The organism is Streptomyces sp. NPDC056948 (assembly GCF_042674225.1).
Classification (GTDB): Bacteria; Actinomycetota; Actinomycetes; order Streptomycetales; family Streptomycetaceae; genus Streptomyces; species Streptomyces purpurascens.
Genome location: NZ_JBHUQX010000535.1, coordinates 1 through 5,339 on the forward strand (window position 1 = coordinate 1; position 5,339 = coordinate 5,339).

Annotated in this window: 4 protein-coding genes; 1 reads left to right on the plus strand and 3 read right to left on the minus strand. The window is 75.4% G+C overall.

Annotated elements, in window-relative coordinates; all coding sequences use genetic code 11:
• Nucleotides 1-870, minus strand: an 870-nt coding sequence (locus tag ACFTZL_RS40395; RefSeq protein ID WP_382594196.1) for a S8 family serine peptidase, incomplete at its 3' end; no start/stop codon positions are given.
• Nucleotides 867-1,679: a hypothetical protein gene (locus ACFTZL_RS40400; RefSeq protein WP_382594204.1), complete on the minus strand. Its 813-nt coding sequence runs from the start codon at nucleotides 1,677-1,679 to the stop codon at nucleotides 867-869. The genes ACFTZL_RS40400 and ACFTZL_RS40395, both read right to left, overlap by 4 nt.
• Nucleotides 1,680-3,349: 1,670 nt before the next feature.
• On the opposite strand from ACFTZL_RS40400, the gene ACFTZL_RS40405 reads away from it, so the two are divergent.
• A complete protein-coding gene (locus ACFTZL_RS40405) occupies nucleotides 3,350-4,552 on the plus strand; it encodes an amino acid deaminase/aldolase (protein WP_382594199.1) in 1,203 nt (400 codons plus the stop codon).
• 20 nt (nucleotides 4,553-4,572) lie between these two features.
• Here ACFTZL_RS40405 and ACFTZL_RS40410 read toward each other — a convergent pair.
• Nucleotides 4,573-5,339, minus strand: a 767-nt coding sequence (locus ACFTZL_RS40410; protein ID WP_382594202.1) for a hypothetical protein, incomplete at its 5' end; no start/stop codon positions are given.

Genomic DNA, 5,339 nt, shown 5'->3' on the forward strand with positions numbered 1-5,339 from the left:
GACCAGGGCGGCGGCGCCGGAGACGAAGGCGGCGGCGGCACTGGTGCCCCAGCCCTCGTAGTACTTGTGGTCGGGGTCGGCGATGACGACGTCGACGCCGGGGGCGCTGACGGTGGCGTACCAGCGGCGGGTGGAGAAGGAGGCGCGCGTTCCGGAGCGGTCGACGGCGGTGGCGGCGATGACGCCCGGATAGGCGGCCGGGTAGGAGATGTGGTCGCCCTTCTCACCGCCGTTGCCCGAGGAGGCGACGACGACCACGCCCTTCTTCAGGGCGTACTGGATGGCCGAGTCCTCGGTGGGTTCGGGGTGCGCGGAGGCGGAGTCGTCGCCGAGGGAGAGGTTGATGACGTCGGCGCCGTGGTCGGCGGCCCAGCGGATGCCCTCGGCGAGGGCGTTGCCGCGGGTGCTGCGGGCCTTGGCGCGGGAGGAGTCGCCGTCCTCCAGGATCACGCGGACGGGGAGGATCTTCGCCTCGGGGGCGATGCCGAGGACGCCGTCGGCGTTGCCCGGGCCGTGTCCGTGGCCGGCGATGATGCCGGCCATGGCGGTGCCGTGCCGGGCCCAGGCGCGGTCGCCCGGCTCGGCTCCGAAGCCGACCAGGTCCTTGCCGGTGAGGACGTTGCCGGTCAGGTCGGGGTGGTCGGCCTCGACGCCGGTGTCCAGGACGGCGACGGTGACGCCGTCGCCCTTGGTGGTCTGCCAGGCCTCCTGGGTGTGCATGGCCTCCAGGGCCCACTGCTGGGCGCGGATGCTGTCGGCGTGGGCGGCGGGGGCGGGGAGGAGGACGAGGCCCGCGGCGAGCAGGACGCCGAGGGCTCCGGCCCGCCGGGTCGCGGCGGCTCGCCCGGCCGGGCGGCTTGCGGCTTTCACGACGGCTGCTCCGTGGCCGAGCGGACGTTCTTGCGGAGGCCGCGTTCGACGCGGTCGGCGAGGCCCTGCGCCTCGTTGCCGAGGCCGGCCTGGGCCGGTGCCGTGGTGGCGTTCGGCTCCATGGCGTCCTCGGCGGGCTGCGGGTCGTCGACGGTGCGGCCGTCGGCCCAGCCGGAGACGGCGTAGACGACGACCGGGGCCTCGGTGAGCACGGAGACGGTCCAGGCGGCACGCTGCCCTGTGCCGAAGCGGGCGGCGGGGGTGTCCTTCGCGGCGTACGGCAGGGGCATCAGGTCGTTGCGGCGGTCCAGGCGCTCCTTGCGGAAACGGTTCGCGAGGGAGGTCATGCCCGGGGCGTCGGCCGTGGTGAAGAGCAGGCCGACGGTGGTCACGTAGCTCTGGGTGGCGTCGGTGTAGGTGGCGCGCAGGAGCCGCTCGCAGCCGACGGGGGCGAGGGCCTTGCGCAGCAGGGGGTCGAAGGCGTCCTTGCAGCCGCTGTCCGGGGCGACGGCGATCCTGGTCCAGGTGCGGTCGGCTCCGCCGGGGCCGGCGCCCCGGCCCTGCACGGTGGGCGGGAACAGTTGGTCGACGGGGACGCTGTGCCAGAGGCTTCCGGCCGTGGCGAAGGTGCTGCGCGAGCCCTCCTCGCCGGAGTCCCCGACCAGCCAGCTCCCGGTGGCCGCACCCGAGATGAGTCCCAGCCCGAGCACGAGACAGGCGGCGGCCGCGGCGGCCTGCGACGCGCCGCGGCGGCCGAGCAGGCGGGGCCGGGCGTCACCGTCGTATCCCTCGGGCTCCCCGAACGACACGACGGGCCGCGCGCCGGTGAGTGTCCCGCCGGGAGTCAGGGGGGCGCTCCACGAGAAGGCCGGGTCGGGAGCGACGCGGGAGGCGGGGGCGGAGTCCGGGGGCGGAGGGACCGAGGTGGCAGGGCGGGGCCGCTGGGTGGGTGCGGGTGGCACGCGCATCCCAGGGCCGGAACCGGTTCCGGATCCGGAACCGGTATCGGCTCCGCCGAGCAAGCCCGTACCGGCCTGCGGCTCACGCGTGGGGCGTGGCGGGGTGCCGGGGCGTGCGGGGCCGGGACGGCCGAAGGTTTCGGCGTTCTCGGAGGCCGGCCGGTCGGATCGCTCGGCGGGCGACGGGTCCGCGGGGATAGGCCGCAGGCGTCGGGTCGTCTCCGCCGCGTTCTCGGCGGGGGCGCCGGTACGGCGTGGCGTGGGGAGCGGCCCCCCGGGCCGGCCGGAGGAGCCCGGAAGGTGACTCGGTCGCGGAGGGGTGGCCGGAGGGGTGGACGTCCTGTTCGACTCCGGCCGGGTCTCGGGGCGGACGCCGGGGAGCGTGTCCGGGAAGCGGGCGGAGGCGAGCGGCGGGGGCGGTGTCGTGGGCTCGGTGCGCTCGGGCGCGGTGGCGCCGAGGCTCGGGAAGCGAGGACGCCCGTTCGAGCCGCCGCCGGAGCCGGAGGACGCCGGACCGGCCGCGCCGCCGCCTCGAGCCGCCGTTCCGGTACCGGTGCCGTCCCCTGCCGACGAGCCATCCGCGCCGATACGCCCAGGGGGCGTGCCCCGGTCCTCGGCGGCAGAGCCCGTCGAGGCCGCCTCACGCGCCGAGGAGGGCCCCTGCGCATCTGTCGTCAGGCCACCGGCACCGAAGAACCCACGCCCGTCCGACACACCCCGCGCCCCGGCAACGGCAGACCCGGGCTGGTCGGTGTCCCGCTCGGCGGACGGCCGCAACGACCCCGTCGTGGAGCCACCGGCACCGGAGCGCCCACGCCCGTCCGTCTCCGCGGGAGCCGACGCACGCGGCCCCGAAGCACCGCCAGCCGGCGACACACGCCCGTCGGGCGCACCACGCGTCCCGGCGGCGGCAGACCCGGCCCGGTCGGCGTCCCGCTCGGCGGACGGCCGCGACGACCCCGTCGTCGAGCCACCGGCGCCACCGCCGGCCGGCGACATACGCCCGGAGGCGGGCCCGACCCGGTCGGTGTTCCGTGCCGGGGACGGGCGCAGTGAACCCGCCGTCGAGTCCTCGCGCCACGTCGTGGTCGACAGGCCGGTGTCATAAGACTCGCGCGCGTCCGCACCCGAGGGGGCGTCGTCCGTGGCGGTGTCGGACGGTTCGGCTGCCGGGGTCTCCGGGGGGTGTGGGGGACGCGGCGGGCTGGTGGGGCGTGGGGGGAAGGAGGCACGCCGCGCTTCCGTGCTCATGCACCCCCCGTTTCCTTGTGCCCGGGCCGCTGCGTTCTGCGCGGGCCGGTGGCGTCCTGCCCGAGGCCCGGCACGGAATCGTCCCGGGCACACATACCCGTACGGACGGAGCGTCATCCCGGCGCGGATTCCCGGCCGGCTCGTTCCGCCGTACGTGCGCGTCACTCTACGGCTTGTTCCTGCACGAACGGGAACCAGTCCACGACCCCGGGGCATCTGCCCGGAACGTCCCCCTACCCTGCGGTAATCCAGTCTGGCAGGCTGCGTTCATGACTGCGCGCGCCGCCGACCGGGCCCGTTACGACCGGGCCACAGCCCATCTCGACGCCCCTCTCGCGATCGTGGACCTGGAGGCCTTCGACGCCAACGCCGCCGATCTGGTCCGTCGCGCCGGGGGCAAGCCCGTCCGGGTCGCCAGCAAGTCCGTGCGGTGCCGGGCGCTGCTGGAACGCGTCCTGGCCCGGGACGGTTTCGCCGGGATCATGTCCTTCACGCTCGCCGAGTCGCTGTGGCTGGCCCGGTCGGGGTTCGAGGACGTGCTGCTCGCCTACCCCTCGGCCGACCGTGCCGCCTTCGCCGAGCTCGCCGGTGATCCCAAGCTCGCCGCCGCCGTCACCGTCATGGTCGACGATGTCGCCCAGCTCGATCTGATCGACGCCTCGCGGGGCGGCGGTCGTGAAGTGGTGCGGGTGTGCCTGGAGTTGGACACGTCCCTGAGGCTGCTCGGCGGGCGCGTGCGCGTCGGGGCCCGGCGTTCGCCGCTGCACTCCCCCGCGCAGGTCGCGGACGTGGCCCGGGCGGTGGCCCGGCGGCCCGGCTTCGCGGTCGTGGGGATCATGGCGTACGAGGGACACGTCGCCGGTGTCGGGGACGCCGTGGCGGGGCGCCCGCTGCGGTCCCGTGCCGTACGGCTGATGCAGGCCGCCGCCAAGCGTGAACTCGCCGAGCGGCGCGCGGAGGTGGTGCGCGCGGTGCGGGCCGTCGTGCCGGGTCTGGAATTCGTCAACGGCGGTGGCACCGGTTCGGTGCAGCACACGGCGGCGGAGGACTCGGTGACCGAGATCGCCGCCGGGTCGGGGCTGTACCTGCCGCGGCTGTTCGACAACTACACGTCGTTCAGCGGCCGTCCGTCCGCCCTCTTCGCCCAGCCGGTCGTACGGCGGCCCGGGGTCGGCGTGGTGACCGTGCTCGGTGGTGGGTATCCCGCTTCCGGAGCCGCCGGGGCCGACCGGTCGCCCGTGCCGTACCTGCCCGAGGGGCTGCGCTACGACCCTCAGGAGGGGGCCGGTGAGGTGCAGACGCCGCTGCTCGGCTCGCCCGCCGACGATCTGCTGATCGGTGACAAGGTCTGGTTCCGGCACGCGAAGGCCGGTGAGCTGTGCGAGCGGTTCGACCGGCTGCGGCTGATCGAGGGCGACGCGGTGACGGCGACCGTGCCGACCTACCGCGGCGAGGGCCACACGTTCCTGTAGCCCGTCAGCCGGCCGGCCGTTCAGTCCGACGGGCCGATGCTGCTGCCGACGCCGCCGCCCGTGTCCGCGTCGCCGACCGGGCGGATGCCCTTGGTGACGCGGTCCATGTCGGCGAGCGGCGGTCCGTCCTCGCCCGCGTCGAAGACGTAGCGGACGAGGACGGGTGACTCGGTGCCGACGCTGGACGGGAAGACGAGCGACTGGACGTAGCCGCCCGGCCCCTTGGCGGTGTGGACGCGCCAGCGCACGAAGTATCCGGCGCGGCCCGCCACCGCGATCGGCCCGGACTTGACGACCTCGTGGGACTCCATGCCCCCGTAGGGCTTCTGTCCGATGCTGTCGCGGTCGTAGGCCTCCTCGGCCGCCTCGGAGATGTCCGCCTTGGCGAGGGCCTCGGGGGACTTCTCGTCGTTCGCCGTGACCGTGCGGGAGACGACGAGGCCGTGGCGGCAGGCATTGCCGTCGCCGGGGCAGTCGTATGTGCCGTCCGTCGTCATGACGACGTCGTCCTCGGCGACGTACTGCGGGCGGACCCAGCCGTCCAGCAGCGGGAAGGTGACGCCGTTGAGCTGGTCCTCGACGACGGCCGGGTCGTCGGCGGACGGCTCGGAGGAGGACGCCTCGGGAGTCGGCTCCGAAACATCCGACGCGGTGGGGCCGGAGGGCGTCGGAACCGTCCTCGTCTCCGCCCCGCCGTCGTCGCCGCCGGTGAGGACCAGGGCTCCGGTGACGATCGCCGCGACCAGGACCGCCCCGGCGGCGACGAGGGCGACCGCCTTCGCGCGCC

Coding starts and splice junctions, on each gene's coding strand:
- ACFTZL_RS40405 (WP_382594199.1), top strand. CDS start 3,350: ATGACTGCGCGCGCCGCCGACCGGGCCCGTTACGACCGGGCCACAGCC.